Consider the following 12,701-nt stretch of genomic DNA (forward strand, 5'->3'; position numbering starts at 1 on the left):
TTTAAGCGTAAAAAAAACATAGCTTAGTTTAACAAACTAAAAAACCTAAATTATGTTACGTAAACTAGTAGATTACAAAAAGTTAAGTCATGAAGTGGCCGTATTATTAATTGAAACATATCCACATGGATATGGAGATTCTGACATCATTGCATTCAAAAACATGCACGGTGAAACTATTGAAGCTGTTGAAGTAAAAACTGATGAAGTTATTTATTTGATTAAAATAAGTAAGAGTTTATCAAACTTTATTGCAAATTTCGATGACTCTATTGTTAAAGAGTTAAAAATTGATTCTAAGCCCAATTTGTCAAAAAGAGAAAAGAAAATAGAATTATTAATTGGTAATGAACTTCAAAAAGAAAACTCTTTCGATTAAATAGTAAAATACCTTTCGTTTAAAATTTTCAAATGGTGCTTTAGATGTCCAGATAATATAAAACCTGAAGCACCTACACTTAATCTAGAATTACTTGCTACCCCCCATTTTTGCAAGTCGTTATTATCATACGATTCAAAAAGTGCAATAGTCGAATTTCTAACGGCTAAAAATTCATTTAACAAGCTTTCTTTAGTTCTATTATTAGCCTTAGAGTCCGCTACATATATATCTTGATCAAAACCAGGAAATTTTGAATCATCGCCTCTTGAAATACATAATGCCCTATATTGAAATACTCTTTCGGTATCAATAAGGTGTAACAATACCTCTGCCAAAGTCCACTTTCCTTCTGCATAAGCAAAAGTCCACTTATTATTTGGTACTGTTTTTATATATTTCTCTAATTCCTCTTTTCCACTATATAACGCTTCTAAAATTGTTACTTCTTCAAGTGTTGAAATATATGTTTGATAAAATTGATTGTAATCAGATGTATTTAATTGAGATAATTTCATTGTTTCGTATTAGGGTAAAATAAAAAACCCAAACAATTTCTGCTCAGGTTTATATATAGTAATTTTTTAATGAATTACATTTCGTTAAAAATGGTATGCATTAAACGTTTTTTATCATTTATACTTTCTTCAAGAGAAATCATAGTTTCCGTTCTATCAATACCATCAATATCATCTATTTTAAAAATGATGTTTTTTGCATGTGTAGTATCTTTAGCTCGTATTTTACAAAAAATATTAAATTTACCTGTTGTTATATGAGCTACTGTTACATTAGGTATTAAATTTAAACGCTCTAAAACAAATTTAGTCTGATGTGTTTTCTCTAAGAAAATACCGATATAAGCGATAAAAGCATAACCTAACTTTACATAATCTAAAGTTAAAGAAGATCCTTTAATAATACCCGCATCTTCCATTTTCTTAACTCTTACGTGAACCGTACCCGCAGAAATTAAAAGTTTCTTAGCTATATCTGTAAAAGGTGTTCTGGTGTTATCAATTAACATATCCAGAATTTGGTGATCTATTTCGTCTAATTTTACTTTTCCCATCTTATTAAAAATAATTTATATGCAAAAATAACTAATTAAGAAATTAATTTCAATAAATGTTGACTAATTTTAACAAAAACGTAAAAATTTAATAGTAATTGAAAATATTATTCATTTTTCTTGATTAATTCCATCACTGAGTTTAGTTCTTTTAATGCTTTCAAATCACTACCATTCAAGCAATTATAAGTTTTATGACCGTAAAAACCATCTAAATTTCCTTTATTTTCAATTACAGGAGGAAAAGTAATTTTTTTAGAAACTAGCGTTTCTTTAAATAAAATTCCAAAAGAAGTACCTTTCTCTAAGCTATCATCAAAAATTTCTGCATTATTAATAAGAATGTCGTAAAATAATTTTCCGTTTTCTGGAATTTCAAAATATTGATCTTGAATAAAATTAACACTTGATTGCTTTGATATTACTTCTACACCTTTTAATAAGGCACAAAATATATAACATCTAGTTTCTTCTCTTTCATAATCATTTACATAATGGCCAGATTCAAATAGAATTGTTGGTTTTTTTAACATCTGAAAAGTATCTCCAACACAATTAGCATTAAAACCATCGTCGTACCTACCCACTTGCCCTGGTATATATTGTTGCAGTTCTAAATTCATTGCAACGATAAGCTGCATACTTTCTCCCCTAGTTTCTGAAATTGTTCTTTCTTCGTCATGAGCAGGTGCTAAAAAAGATACCGTAGCTGGTTTATTTGTTTTACCTACATTGAATATAGTACGCTGATCATGTAAATTAAAACAATAATCTGGTTTGAAATTTTCATATACATTTCTAAGCACTTTACTTTCAGGTTGCGTTCTATTTTGCGCATCTCTATTTAAGTCAATTTCATTCGCATTTATTCTCGTATATGCCTCTGCTCCATCAGGATTTAAAATTGGTATAATTTTAATAGTACATTTTTCCAAAATCTCATTTACTAAATCATCATCTGATTTCATGAAGTTTAAAAAATCTAGTACTGCTTTAGTAGTTGTCGATTCATTACCATGCATTTGAGACCACATGAATATTTTAAGACTTCCCGATCCAAATGTTACAGATTTTATATTTTTTTCTAAGACAGACTTTCCAATAACATCTACCTTAAATTGATTTGGTAAATTTTCTAATAAAGGAAAAATAGAATCATTCGTAACATATCGTCCTGACACTTTTTTCTCTTTAATACCATTATGAATCGTCTTAAAATCTACCATTATATTATTCTATTTTAATTACAAAAATAACACCTATTTTAATTACAAATGTAATTAACATTATTTACATTTGTATTCAATAATTTTAGACACAAGTATTAATAAATACACATTTGTAAACAAAAAAATTACAAAATAAAATTTACAAAAATAAATCAATTAATAGATTTAAAATCAAATAATTAATAATATTTATTTCTAGTTATTATTTAATAAATAACTAGAAAAATTAGCTTCTTAAAGGTTTTAAAACTTAAAAAAATAACTTTTAAAAATTTACAATGGTAAATTCTGAAGAATTTATAAAAAGACTAGAAAAGATACTAGACTTTTACAATTTAACTGCAGCTGCTTTTGCTGACAAAATAAATGTTCAGCGATCTAGTATTTCACACCTACTTTCAGGAAGAAACAAACCGAGTTTGGAATTTGTTTTAAAAGTAGTCGGCTCTTTTCCTGATGTGAATTTATATTGGCTTTTAAATGGAAAAGGCTCTTTTCCTTCTAAATCAGAAAAACAAAATACCCCTACTCCAAAATCTACAAACAAGAATATTGAAACTAGTTTTTCAAAAAAAAATTCTTCTGGAAAAAACATTAAAAAAGTGATTTTATTTTTTGATGATGGTAGCTTTGAAGCTTACGAAATGTAACCTCTCTTATTTATTTACAATTAGAACATTTCTTATAGCATCATCCCAACAAAATTTCTTTATTTTGTAGTCATGAAACATAAGCTACTTTTTATCCTATTTATAGCGCTAAGCGCAACATCATGTTATCAACCAGAACGCAATTGTGCAGATTTTAAAACTGGTGATTTTACTTTTGAATATGAGGTTGATGGACAAAAGAAAAAAAGCAACTTTACAAGAACGGAAAAATACAGTATTGAACATTACGAAAACCAAATTGACACCGCTAGTGTACGTTGGCTGAACGATTGTGAGTTTATTTTAAATACAAGTACTAATGAAACTCCTATACATTACAAGATACTATCTACCACAAAAAATTCATATATGTTTGAATATAATGTAGTAGGCAAGGCTAATAAATCTAAGGGGACTGCTGTAAAAACTAATTAATTTGTATTTGAAATTTTCACAAATTCAATGCACTCAAATTAGAAATTTCAACTAGCATTTTATCTGAAGTGATAATTATTAATTTAACAACTTAATATCTTCAATCCACTCATTTACAAATAAATATTATCATTTATATAAAGTATACGAACTACAAAACATGTTACAAAAAATTAAATTCAACAGTTTATATTTTATAGTTTTTTTTACCATTCTTAATCTAATACAAGTAAGTTTTACCGAATTAACTAGTGATGAAGCATATTATTGGTTTTATTCTTTAAAATTAGATTGGGGCTATTACGACCACCCTCCTATGGTTGGCTTTTTAACGTATTTAGGTGGTTTGTTTTTCAATTCAGAACTCGGTGTTCGTGTATTTCACGTTTTAACAATATCAGTCGGACTCTTTTTCTTATTCAAATTACTTTCAGAAAAAGAAAAAATTTATGCTGCAGTTATAATTCTCGCACTACCGTTATTCAACTACATTTCATTCATAATCTTTCCAGATACAGCATTAGTAGGCGCTACAGCACTAATATTATATGGTTATAAAAATTTTATTGATAAAAATAATATACCAACAGCATTACTATTAGGTTTTTACTTCTCAATCGCTCTTTATTCTAAGTACCATGCTGTCTTATTTATATTTTTCATAGTCTTATCAAACATAAAACTACTTACTAATAAATATTTCTATATCTCCATTCTAACAGCTTCTATCTTGTTTTTACCGCATTTATACTGGCAGTATGTTCATGATTTTGTAACATTTAAATACCACTTAATAGGAAGATCTAGTAGTTTTAAACTTAAATTTTTTACTGAATTTTTAGGCACTCAAATTGGAATCATCGGTTTAGCAGTGATTTTTATTCCTTTTATTTACAAACCCGTTAATACATTCGAAAAAAGCTTAAAATACATCGCATTAGGAACATTTGTTTTTTTTGCTTTTAGTAGCCTTAGAGGTTACGTACACTTACATTGGACATCAATAGCCCTTATTCCCATTATTATAATGGGAGCAAAATTCTATAGCTCTCGAAAATCCAATAAACTATTCACATACCTAACAACTCCATTTATAGGCCTACTCTTAATCATACGATTATACTTTATGTTTAATATTTTCGGTGTAAATAATTTAAATGTAGACTACTACCACGAACACCCGTTATGGGCTGAGGATATTAACACCATAGCAGACACAACACCTGTTGTCTTTAACACAGGCAATAGCGGATTAAGAGATGCACCTATGTACACTTTTTACTCTAATAAATTCGCCACAGCTTTATTTCCTGGTGAACACAAAAAATCTCAGTATCAAGTTTTAAACTATGAAGACAGTATTCAAAATAAAACAATAACCTACATTGAATATAACAATAAAAGCAACGGAACTTTAGTAAAATCAAGGATGGGCAAGAAGTTTTACCATCAAAAAATTGAAAATTTCAAAAGCTTTACCAATATTATCATTGAAAGTGAATTTAAGCAAGACCCCCAACAAGAAAACTTCTTAGTAACTTTAAAAATTAAAAATCACAGAAACAATGCTTTAATATTTTCAAAAGAACAAAAATTATACATAAACTTTGAGGATGAAAAAGGTTTTATAAAACAAAAAAGCATCAACCTTTCAGAAATCACTAATATAAAACCTACTTCTGAACGAGTTATATCAATTCCTGTTGAAAAAGAATTTTTACCAACCAACACATATTCATACATAATAGGCTTCACCAACAAACTAACCTCTCTTAACTCCGTAAACAGTGAAAGAAAAAAAATAATGGTCAAATAAACCTTATTAAAAAACCATATATTAGTTTTTTCTCAAAAATTATCCTCAGTTTTGCCGCCTGAAATTTTACAGCATGAACAATCACTTAAAAGGTGTACTATATGTCGCTACAGGCGCTGCCAGCTACGGAATACTAGCTACTTTCGTTAAGTACGCAAATAACACAGGAGTTAGTACCGCCGGACTCTCATTTGCCCAGTATTTTATCGGAGCTATTGTACTAACAATCCTTTCTAAAATCTTCTCTACGCCTGCAAACGAAAAAAAAATCAATACCGATTCTAAAAAATCCAAACTAAAATTAGTATTATTTGGTAGCTTTTTAGGGCTTACAAGTAGCTTTTACTATTTATCCATTCAATATGTACCCGTATCTATTGGCATAATCCTACTAATGCAAACCATTTGGATGAGTGTTATATTAGAATATTTTATAGACAAAACCTTAGTTAGCAAGACCAAAATAATGGGTGCAATCGCAGTAATTGGCGGCACTATTTTAGCCGCAAAAGTGCTTGAAGAAGATTCTATAATAAGCATAAAAGGTATTACACTTGGGTTACTAGCAGCCGCTAGTTACACTGGGACTATGTACGCCACAAATAAAATTGCCCTAAACTTACCTTTATTAACGAGAAGTAAATATTTAGTAATCGGCGGACTAATTTTAACTATTCTATTCTGGAACATACAAATTTTTTCAAATTTTGATTTTATCGTCCTTTTAAAATGGGGTGCTTTTCTTGGTTTTTTCGGAACGATTTTACCTCCCATACTATTCAATAAAGGAATTCCCGTAATAGGTACAGGTCTCGGTAGTATAATTGCCGCATTAGAAATACCTGTATCTGTATTTAGCGCCTATATAATACTTAATGAGCAAATAACAAATCTTCAATGGCTAGGCATCGTAATTATAATATTTTCTGTTATCTACATTAATTTGAAGAAAATCTAAAATACAAAAAAAGCCTTACTTCTGTAAGGCTTTTTTTATTAGAATTTTATGCAAATAAACTAATTAGGTCTACTAAAACTAACTCCTGGATTTTCTTTTGTAGACTTCTTAAACAATCTCTGTTGTTGCTTAACCGTCATTGTACTTCCATCATGACTCCAACCTGGAGGGCCAAATATATACATGAATTTATGATACATTTTCGGAGACTTTTTCATATCAGTCCAAATATCCTTAAACTCATGAGTAAGAATAACAATCGGATTATTTGAACTTGGGGCGTGTATTACACCATATTTCACATCTATACTATCATCTAAAGGCAACCAAGTACCAAATATTCTGTCAAATACATTTAAAAATCCACCATGGTTTTTATCTAAATACTCAACATTTTGAGCGTGATGCACCTGATGCATTGTATGTGTATTCATAAATTTCTCAAAAACACCTAATTTAGGAAGTAACACTGTGTGTAATTGAAATTGCCACAAAGCCTCTATACCTAAACAAAAAACAACCATTTCAGGAGAGAAACCAATTGCAGGCATCCACATATAAAACAAAGGCTTATATAATAAAGTAAACCAACCGTTACGAACCGCAGTTCCTAAATTGAAGTTATCTGAAGAGTGATGTACGATATGAGCTGCCCATAAAATTCGAATTTCATGATTTGCTCTATGGAACCAATAATACGTAAAATCATCAGCTAACTGACATAAAAGCCAAATATACCAAGCATAGCCAAAAGACTTATACCCTAACAAGTTAGTCCTTACTCCTTCAACTAAAGGGTTAAACAAATCATATACGTATGTAAAAATAACAATTGCAGAAACAACCTTTAATAAAGCTGCAAGAATAGCAGAACCTATCCCCATAAAGCCACTAGCAAAAAGATCATTCCAATCATACAAATCATGATGATCATCATGATTTTTACTATATGTTAATTCTAATAAAATAAATATTATAAAACACGGCGCTCCATAAACTAGGGGGTTCGTTAAATCCATTAAATCTTTTTTTTCAAAGTTACCATTATTTAAAACTCAAAAATAATAACAACACATAATTTTATAATATTTTAACTTGTTTGATCTTTATTTTTGACTTTTTCGAAGCAATTCATTTTGCTCTTCAAGCAAACGCTCCATATTTGATAGTAATTGTATGTTTTTAGGAGTTTCTACTTCGCTGTTTTTTGGGTCTTCTGATTTCGATTTAAACCTATTAAAAAACTTTATTACAACAAATATTGTTAAAGCAACAATCAAAAAGTCAATAGAAACCTCTATAAGCTCACCATAACCAATTGCAACTTCATCTACTTTTTCAGTTGCTTCACGCAAAATAAATTTCTTATCATGAAGATTAACATCATCCGTTAAAAGAGAAAAAGGAGGCATCACAACCTTTTTAACCAAAATATTAACCACGTTATTAAACGCCGTACCAATTATAATACCGATAGCCATATCCATCAAATTACCTTTAATGGCGAACTTCTTAAACTCTTCTATAAAATTTTTCAAAATATATAATTAAAATAATGTAGCCTGTGAGCCATCTTCATCTTTATCATCTGATGATTCCCCTTCTTTAACTTCATCATCATTTTTATCCTCATCATCTGACTTCAAAGATTTAAGTTTTTCCTCTACAACCTCTTCCTCAATAAACTCCAAAGATTCTAATGCGTTCATGTTTTTAACCTTGTCCGCCGTTAATTGATTACCTAAAGCTTTAAAACCTTTAACTGATATAAAATCCTCAATATCAACAACTTGATTAGGTTTAGCATCTTTCCCCCTAGGTTTTACAAATTCTATTTCCACAACCGGTCTCCAATCCGTAGAAACTAACTCTAAATACGTTTTAGGGTGCTCTGAAATAAACAAATCTTCCTTATTTTCATTTTCAATCAAAAATCTTTTAACGTAATATTTCTCTTTTTCACCATCAAAATAAGCTGCAGAAATTGGTTTTTTAGGATTCCATTTTTCAAGAACAATCATATCTTCATCAAAATGTGCTGTCAATTCTGGAGCAAAAGTTTTAGCAACACCTTTTTGAGTTATAACCAACAGTAAATCTTCTCCTTTAAACTCTCCCAATAACTCTCCTCTTCCATCCACATTAAGCCTTCTAACAACATCATCAAACCAAATTTTACGTGGTTTTAAGGTTGAAACACCTTTCTCTTTTAGCTCAATTCGCTTAACTGGGTATTTCGTAACAACATTTCCTTTTGACGCCCTTCCTTTTATTAAAATATCAGAAAAATCAACATCCCACTTTAGTTTTTTAATACTACCTGCTTGCCTTAAAAGCACTGTAATAACTTCAGCCTCTCCATTAGGGTTTTCTGAAAAATACAATACATCAGAATTAGGGCTACCATTGGTAAGATCATAGATTTTATCTCGAGTTACAGCCGTTACATTGAATCTTTTGATATAACTAGGCCCAGATTTCCCGTCTTTATAAACCATATTATAAATGGTTCTTTTATCCTTTTTCTTAAATACAGCAACGTGAATAATGTTTTTCCCAACAAAAATCTTAGAATCAACTTTAGCTATCATCATTTCACCTTGCTTTGTCATTACAATAATATCATCAATATCACTGCAATCCGCAACATATTCATCTCTTTTCAAAGATGTACCAACAAAACCTTCTTCTCTATTAACGTAAAGTTTTGTATTTCTGATTGCAACCTTCGTTGCCTCAATATCATCAAAAACTCGAATCTCTGATTTACGTTCACGGTCTTTACCGTACTTTTCTTTTAAATTTTTAAAGTAATTAATAGTAAACTCAATCAAATTAGCTAAATGATGTTTCACTTCTGCAATCCTAGCATCCAAACTATCAATTAACTGCTGCGCTTTATCAATATCAAATTTAGAAATACGTTTAATTCTAATTTCAGTAAGACGAACTATATCTTCTTCCGTAACAGCTCTTTTTAAATGCCCTGTATGCGGTTTTAATCCTTTGTCAATTGCCTGAATAACACCTTCCCAAGTCTCCTCTTCTTCAATATCTCTATATATCCTATTTTCAATAAAAATTCGCTCCAAAGAAGCAAAATGCCACTGATCTTCTAACTCACTCAACTGAACCTCTAATTCTTGCCTTAACAGCTCAACCGTATAATCTGTTGAACGTCTTAACATTTCTGACACTCCTGTAAATAAAGGTTTATTATCTTCAATAATACAACCTAACGGAGAAATTGAAGATTCACAAGCCGTAAAAGCATATAAAGCATCTATTGTTTTATCAGGTGATAAACCTGATGGTAAATGGATTAAAATTTCAACATCTGCAGCTGTATTATCTTCAATTTTACGAACTCTTATTTTACCTTTTTCGTTAGCTTTTAATATAGAATCTATTAAAGAAGATGTATTAGTACCATAAGGTATCTCATTTATAACCAGTGTATTCTTATCTAATTGAGCTATTTTAGCTCGCACTCGAATTTTACCACCTCTAAGTCCGTCATTATAGTTTGTAACATCTATAATTCCAGAAGTTGGAAAGTCAGGATATATTGTGAATTTTTGACCTTTCAGATGCTTTATTGAAGCATCTATTAATTCTATAAAATTATGTGGTAAAACTTTTGTTGATAAACCAACAGCTATACCTTCTGCTCCTTGCGCAAGCAACAACGGGAACTTAACCGGTAAATTTACAGGTTCTTTTTTTCTACCATCGTAAGAAGATTGCCATTCCGTAATTTTAGGACTAAAAACCACCTCTAAACCAAATTTTGACAACCTAGCCTCAATATATCTTGACGCTGCAGCTCTATCTCCTGTTAAAATATTACCCCAGTTACCCTGAGTATCTATCAGCAAATCTTTCTGGCCAATTTGCACCATGGCATCCGCAATACTGGCATCACCATGGGGGTGATACTGCATTGTGTGCCCAACAACGTTTGCTACTTTATTATAACGCCCATCATCTAACTCTTTCAAAGCATGCATTATACGCCTTTGCACTGGCTTAAATCCATCTTCAATCGCTGGTACAGCACGTTCTAAAATTACATATGAAGCATAATCCAAAAACCAATCTTTATACATACCCGTCACCTTGGTTAAGGCGTCTTGTGAGCTGTCTTGGCTTTCTAAATGTTCTTCGTTCAGTTCTTCGTTATCTTCCATGCAGAAAGAATCGTATTAGTTTGGTTTATAATTAATTATCTTCTATTAAATCTAATTCTACTTTAAGATTTTCTATGATAAATTTTTGTCTGTCTGGTGTGTTTTTACCCATATAAAATTCAAGTAAACTTTCAATAGACATGTTTTTATCTAACATCACAGGCTCTAATCGAATATCGCCACCAATGAAGTGCTTAAACTCATCTGGAGAAATTTCACCCAAACCTTTAAATCGAGTTATCTCTGCTTTTCCTGAAAGCTCATTTATTGCATCTTGCTTTTCTTCTGGAGAATAACAGTAAAAGGTTTTCTTTTTATTACGCACTCTAAATAAAGGTGTTTGCAAAATATACAAATGATTCTCTTTTATCAATTCAGGAAAAAACTGAAGAAAAAATGTAATCAATAATAAACGAATGTGCATACCATCGACATCGGCATCAGTTGCTATTACAATATTATTGTAACGCAAATCTTCCATAGAATCTTCAATATTTAATGCTGCTTGTAATAAATTAAATTCTTCGTTTTCGTATACAATCTTTTTAGACATACCGTACGAGTTTAAAGGCTTACCTCTAAGACTGAAAACAGCTTGCGTATTCACATCTCTAGACTTTGTAATTGAACCAGAAGCTGAATCTCCCTCTGTTATAAAAAGCGTACTCTCTAAATATCTATCGTTTTTTGTATCACCTAAATGAACTCTACAATCACGTAATTTTTTATTATGCAGGTTCGACTTTTTAGCTCTATCTCTGGCTAACTTACGAATACCTGATAGTTCTTTACGCTCCTTCTCTGCTTGCATTATCTTTCGTTGCAACTTTTCTGCAGTGTCTGGATTTTTATGTAAATAGTTATCTAATTTTGTACCTATAAAATCATTTATATAGGTTCTTACCGTAGGAAACTCACCTCCCATATCAGTAGAACCTAATTTTGTTTTAGTTTGACTTTCAAAAACAGGCTCCATTACTTTTATAGCTATCGCTGATATAATAGATTTTCGAATATCTGAAGCTTCATAATTTTTGCCATAAAAATCACGAATAGTACGAGCTATTGCCTCTCTAAATGCTGATTGATGTGTACCTCCCTGTGTTGTATGCTGCCCGTTTACAAAAGAATGATATTCTTCACTGTATTGGGTTTTACTATGTGTAATAGCAACTTCAATATCATCACCTTTTAAATGTATAACAGGGTATAACATATCCTCGACATTGTTATTATCCTCTAAAAGATCTTTAAGTCCGTTTTCTGAATAGAATTTTTCACCATTAAAAACTATAGTCAAACCAGGATTTAAGTACACATAGTTTTTAAGCATTCGCTCTATGTACTCATTTCTGTACTTATATTTTTTAAAAATTACTTCATCTGGAATAAAAGAAACTTTAGTTCCTTTTCTTTTCGAAGTACTTTCCGGACCTTCTTCCTGTACTAAATTACCTTGATGAAACTCTGCTGTTTTTAATTGGTTATCTCTAGACGATTCTACTTTAAAAAACGTTGACAAAGCATTTACTGCCTTAGTACCTACCCCATTTAAACCAACAGACTTCTTAAACGCTCTAGAATCATACTTACCACCAGTATTCATTTTAGACACTACATCTACAACTTTACCTAATGGAATTCCTCTACCATAATCACGAACAGAAACAAGATTTTCTTTTATCGCTATATCAATAGTTCTACCAGACCCCATTACAAACTCATCAATACAGTTATCTATAACCTCTTTTAGAAGGATATAAATACCATCATCGGCAGATGATCCATCTCCCAATTTACCGATATACATTCCTGGACGTAAACGAATATGCTCTTTCCAATCAAGCGAACGGATATTATCTTCTGTATATTGAGTATTTTCTGACATGTCAAGGGTTTCTTCGAAAGTGTTGCTAATATAGCAAGTGTTAAGGAAAGATAAAACTAGACGCCCCGAAAGTAATCAACAATA

Annotated in this window: 12 protein-coding genes; 5 read left to right on the forward strand and 7 right to left on the reverse strand. The window is 30.5% G+C overall.

Features of this window, described 5'->3' with window-relative positions; genetic code table 11:
• Window positions 1–52 precede the first annotated feature (52 nt).
• Window positions 53–379: a hypothetical protein gene (locus H0I23_RS06880; RefSeq protein WP_216785719.1), complete on the forward strand. Its 327-nt coding sequence runs from the start codon at window positions 53–55 to the stop codon at window positions 377–379.
• On the opposite strand, the gene H0I23_RS06885 is transcribed toward H0I23_RS06880, so the two are convergent.
• From H0I23_RS06885 to H0I23_RS06895, 3 genes are all read right to left on the reverse strand, one after another.
• Window positions 376–897, reverse strand: a complete 522-nt coding sequence (locus H0I23_RS06885; protein WP_216785720.1) for a DinB family protein — start codon at window positions 895–897, stop codon at window positions 376–378. The two genes, H0I23_RS06880 and H0I23_RS06885, sit on opposite strands and share 4 nt — an antisense overlap.
• A 74-nt stretch (window positions 898–971) precedes the next feature.
• Entirely contained in the window at window positions 972–1,451 is a 480-nt protein-coding gene (locus tag H0I23_RS06890) for an Lrp/AsnC family transcriptional regulator (protein WP_216785721.1), read from the reverse strand.
• Between the two features lie 107 nt (window positions 1,452–1,558).
• On the reverse strand, window positions 1,559–2,677 hold the full coding sequence (locus H0I23_RS06895) for a M14 metallopeptidase family protein (RefSeq protein ID WP_216785722.1): 1,119 nt from the start codon (window positions 2,675–2,677) through the stop codon (window positions 1,559–1,561).
• 281 nt (window positions 2,678–2,958) lie between these two features.
• Here H0I23_RS06895 and H0I23_RS06900 point away from each other — a divergent pair, with 281 nt between their 5' ends.
• The 4 genes from H0I23_RS06900 to H0I23_RS06915 all read left to right on the forward strand — a co-directional run bounded on the left by H0I23_RS06900 (window position 2,959) and on the right by H0I23_RS06915 (window position 6,539).
• Complete coding sequence (locus H0I23_RS06900; RefSeq protein WP_216785723.1) at window positions 2,959–3,330, forward strand: helix-turn-helix transcriptional regulator; 372 nt, start codon at window positions 2,959–2,961, stop codon at window positions 3,328–3,330.
• A 72-nt stretch (window positions 3,331–3,402) separates the two neighbouring features.
• The gene (locus tag H0I23_RS06905) at window positions 3,403–3,765 is read left to right on the forward strand and encodes a hypothetical protein (protein ID WP_216785724.1); all 363 of its coding nucleotides are present in this window, start codon (window positions 3,403–3,405) and stop codon (window positions 3,763–3,765) included.
• Window positions 3,766–3,925: 160 nt separating this feature from the next.
• Window positions 3,926–5,581 carry a glycosyltransferase family 39 protein gene (locus tag H0I23_RS06910; protein WP_216785725.1) on the forward strand — a complete coding sequence of 552 codons (1,656 nt, stop codon included), beginning with the start codon at window positions 3,926–3,928 and terminating at the stop codon, window positions 5,579–5,581.
• Window positions 5,582–5,654: 73 nt separating this feature from the next.
• Window positions 5,655–6,539, forward strand: coding sequence for a DMT family transporter (locus H0I23_RS06915; protein WP_216785726.1), 885 nt, complete (start codon window positions 5,655–5,657; stop codon window positions 6,537–6,539).
• 59 nt (window positions 6,540–6,598) lie between these two features.
• On the opposite strand, the gene H0I23_RS06920 is transcribed toward H0I23_RS06915, so the two are convergent.
• From H0I23_RS06920 to H0I23_RS06935, 4 genes are all read right to left on the reverse strand, one after another.
• Window positions 6,599–7,558 (reverse strand): sterol desaturase family protein, encoded by a 960-nt coding sequence (locus H0I23_RS06920; RefSeq protein WP_216785727.1) that lies wholly within the window; start codon window positions 7,556–7,558, stop codon window positions 6,599–6,601.
• 87 nt (window positions 7,559–7,645) lie between these two features.
• Window positions 7,646–8,077 (reverse strand): large conductance mechanosensitive channel protein MscL, encoded by a 432-nt coding sequence (gene mscL, locus H0I23_RS06925; protein ID WP_216785728.1) that lies wholly within the window; start codon window positions 8,075–8,077, stop codon window positions 7,646–7,648.
• 9 nt (window positions 8,078–8,086) lie between these two features.
• A complete protein-coding gene (locus tag H0I23_RS06930) occupies window positions 8,087–10,729 on the reverse strand; it encodes a DNA gyrase/topoisomerase IV subunit A (RefSeq protein WP_216785729.1) in 2,643 nt (880 codons plus the stop codon).
• A gap of 31 nt (window positions 10,730–10,760) precedes the next feature.
• Window positions 10,761–12,617: a DNA topoisomerase IV subunit B gene (locus H0I23_RS06935; protein WP_216785730.1), complete on the reverse strand. Its 1,857-nt coding sequence runs from the start codon at window positions 12,615–12,617 to the stop codon at window positions 10,761–10,763.
• Window positions 12,618–12,701 lie beyond the last annotated feature (84 nt).

Source organism: Cellulophaga sp. HaHaR_3_176, from assembly GCF_019021925.1.
Taxonomy (GTDB): domain Bacteria; phylum Bacteroidota; class Bacteroidia; order Flavobacteriales; family Flavobacteriaceae; genus Cellulophaga.

Bases quoted from the DNA above. Each gene is read 5' to 3' on its own strand.
- H0I23_RS06895 (WP_216785722.1), bottom strand. From the start codon at position 2,677: ATGGTAGATTTTAAGACGATTCATAATGGTATTAAAGAGAAAAAAGTG.
- H0I23_RS06905 (WP_216785724.1), top strand. From the start codon at position 3,403: ATGAAACATAAGCTACTTTTTATCCTATTTATAGCGCTAAGCGCAACA.
- H0I23_RS06910 (WP_216785725.1), top strand. From the start codon at position 3,926: ATGTTACAAAAAATTAAATTCAACAGTTTATATTTTATAGTTTTTTTT.
- H0I23_RS06935 (WP_216785730.1), bottom strand. From the start codon at position 12,617: ATGTCAGAAAATACTCAATATACAGAAGATAATATCCGTTCGCTTGAT.
- H0I23_RS06880 (WP_216785719.1), top strand. From the start codon at position 53: ATGTTACGTAAACTAGTAGATTACAAAAAGTTAAGTCATGAAGTGGCC.
- H0I23_RS06900 (WP_216785723.1), top strand. From the start codon at position 2,959: ATGGTAAATTCTGAAGAATTTATAAAAAGACTAGAAAAGATACTAGAC.
- H0I23_RS06920 (WP_216785727.1), bottom strand. From the start codon at position 7,558: ATGGATTTAACGAACCCCCTAGTTTATGGAGCGCCGTGTTTTATAATA.
- H0I23_RS06930 (WP_216785729.1), bottom strand. From the start codon at position 10,729: ATGGAAGATAACGAAGAACTGAACGAAGAACATTTAGAAAGCCAAGAC.
- H0I23_RS06890 (WP_216785721.1), bottom strand. From the start codon at position 1,451: ATGGGAAAAGTAAAATTAGACGAAATAGATCACCAAATTCTGGATATG.
- H0I23_RS06885 (WP_216785720.1), bottom strand. From the start codon at position 897: ATGAAATTATCTCAATTAAATACATCTGATTACAATCAATTTTATCAA.
- H0I23_RS06915 (WP_216785726.1), top strand. From the start codon at position 5,655: ATGAACAATCACTTAAAAGGTGTACTATATGTCGCTACAGGCGCTGCC.